Annotated in this window: 3 protein-coding genes and 2 tRNA genes; 2 read left to right on the top strand and 3 right to left on the bottom strand. The window is 68.5% G+C overall.

Annotated features, from left to right (window positions below; all coding sequences use genetic code 11):
• Positions 1-96: 96 nt before the first annotated feature.
• The 3 genes from FKV25_RS14800 to FKV25_RS16600 form a co-directional block, all read right to left on the bottom strand.
• Positions 97-164: transfer RNA gene (locus tag FKV25_RS14800), tRNA-Gln, on the bottom strand.
• Positions 165-169: 5 nt separating this feature from the next.
• Positions 170-239, bottom strand: a tRNA-Pro gene (locus tag FKV25_RS14795).
• A gap of 401 nt (positions 240-640) precedes the next feature.
• A complete protein-coding gene (locus tag FKV25_RS16600) occupies positions 641-772 on the bottom strand; it encodes a hypothetical protein (protein ID WP_281286252.1) in 132 nt (43 codons plus the stop codon).
• 224 nt (positions 773-996) lie between these two features.
• Here FKV25_RS16600 and FKV25_RS14790 point away from each other — a divergent pair, with 224 nt between their 5' ends.
• The gene (locus FKV25_RS14790; protein ID WP_141519561.1) at positions 997-1575 is read left to right on the top strand and encodes an RNA polymerase sigma factor; all 579 of its coding nucleotides are present in this window, start codon (positions 997-999) and stop codon (positions 1573-1575) included.
• A gap of 129 nt (positions 1576-1704) precedes the next feature.
• Positions 1705-1941, top strand: a complete 237-nt coding sequence (locus tag FKV25_RS14785) for a RebB family R body protein (protein WP_141519560.1) — start codon at positions 1705-1707, stop codon at positions 1939-1941.
• Positions 1942-2163 lie beyond the last annotated feature (222 nt).

Below are 2163 nucleotides of genomic sequence, written 5' to 3'. Positions count from 1 at the left end.
CGCCGGCACCGCGATCGACTGCGGCGCGCGCGACGGGCGCGCGGGGTGTTTCCTTGTGGGACTTGCGCCCCGTTGTAACGACGTGACAGGTCGTTGTTGGAGCGGGAATCGAACCCGCGACAGCCGGACCCAGGATCCGGTGCTCTACCCAGCTGAGCTATCCAGTGGTGGAAACGAGCGGGAGTCGAACCCGCGTCCTGCGGCACCTGGCCGCTGCTCTACCGCCGAGCCATCGTTCCGGTCATGGAGCGCCTCCTCGCGGGCCCGGGCATACGCCACGGCATCGCCGCGCGCACCGGACGGAACCGGAGTCCGTACCGCAGGGACCCGTCTGGAAGACGCTCCGCATTGCCGTCCCTCGCGGGACGCCAATTCGTGTGCGATCGCATCGGACCGTCGCCCGTGCCGAAGCATCAGGGCACGACGCGGCGCGCGTGGCGCGCAGCGTCTCGCGGCGATCCCTGCCTCGCGGCGACCGGGGTCGTGCGCGGATGCTTCGGGAAGGCGCGATGCAATCGCGTGTTGAGGGTGGGGAAGACCAGGCCTTTGCGAACGCCAAAGAAAAACGCCCCCGGGTGGTGGACCCGAGGGCGTTCGCGTGCCTCGGGAGGTCGGGGTGGCCGACCTCCCGGAAAGGAGGTCAGTCGTGCAGGTCCAGCGTGTCGCGCGGCGCTTCGACAAGACTGCCGGCAAGCGCATGCATGAACGCGTGCATGCCAGGGCCCTGGGGCCGCAGCGCGCGTGCGTGGTCGATGTGCTTGGCGGAATTCATGGCGTGATGTCCTTGCGGAACCTGTCGTTTCGTCTGGCGCGGACGGTGCGTCCACGGCGAAGGCGGCGAACGATACGCCGCATCGATCCTGCATGCAAGCGCCGTCCGTCGGCCGCGAGCGGTACATCGAACGCGCGCGTGTCACCTGGGTGACAGCGATCGCGTCGGGCGCTCCGCAGACTCCACGCCACCAGGGACGACAGGGAGCAGGGACGATGGGGGCGATGGAGTCGAAGGATCGACGCGGGCGCGGCGACGAGGGCGTCAGCGCGCAGGACCGGATGTTCGTGGAGTCATGGAAACGGGTGCGACCCGAACTCTCGCGCCGGGCGCGACGATTGGCCGATGGCCATGTCGACCGCGCGGAGGACCTGCTGTCGGCGACCGCGATGAAGGCCATGCTCTTCATGCGTCGCTCGCCCGAACTGATGACCGACCCCGACGGCTTCCTGTTCGTGGTGCTGCGGCACGTGTTCCTCGACAACATCCGTCGCCAGCAACGCGAGCGTGGCGTGTTCGACGACAACGTCGAGGCGGACGACGACAGGATGGCGTCGAACACGGCCGTCCTGTCCCAATCGCAGCGCATCGAACTCGAGGAGCAACTCGAGTCGGTCGTCCGCGCCGTTCGCAAGCTGAGCCGGGACCAGAAGCAACTGTTCGGCATGCGCTTCGTCCAGGAACTCCCCTATCCGACGATCGCGCGGCGACTGAACATCAACCAGGCCCTGGCCCGCAAGCGCGTGCAGTTGTTGCGGGCGCGGCTGCGCAGGTCCAGCGACGACGCGGGACCGCTGCCATGAGTGCAGTCCGCGGACGCGTTCACAGCGCACGCTGGCCCGCGTTTCCCAACAAGCGTACCGGGCGGGACGGGCCCGCCGACGGTGCGCTTCCCGCCGCAGGCCCGTCCCATCCGACCCGAGGAAGCCTCCATGGCCGATCCCACTCCCGTGAACTCGCAGATCACCGACGCCGTAACCCAGACCAACGTCAAGGTCGTGGCGGAGGCGCCTGCGCAGGCGATCGCCACGCTCTACCAGGTCGCCAGCCACTCCACGGGACTGTCGCTGCAGAACGCGGTGCAGAGCCAGCAGGCGCTCAACCAGATATCCAGCGCGATCGTCTCCAAGGCAGCGGCGCTGATCATGGCGATCGGCGAGAAACCGTGAGCTGGATGACGCATGCAATGGATGTCCCGGCATCCAGGGCGGAAGGCACGGGCTCGACGAGGAGGCGACAGCCATGGCGTTCTGGTTCAACCGTTTGAAGAAGGGCGGCAGTCCGCGCGTCGCGCGCGCGACTGCCGCCGCCGGTGATGCATCCACGACGGATACGCCTGCGCCTGCGCCAGCGGCCACGGACGCGCCGGATGCATCGGACGCATCGAGCGG

It is taken from the genome of Marilutibacter aestuarii, assembly GCF_006546775.1.
Taxonomy (GTDB): Bacteria; Pseudomonadota; Gammaproteobacteria; order Xanthomonadales; family Xanthomonadaceae; genus Marilutibacter; species Marilutibacter aestuarii.
Note: the sequence above shows the minus strand (reverse complement) of the source record. Positions and strands in the feature narration are given on the sequence as shown.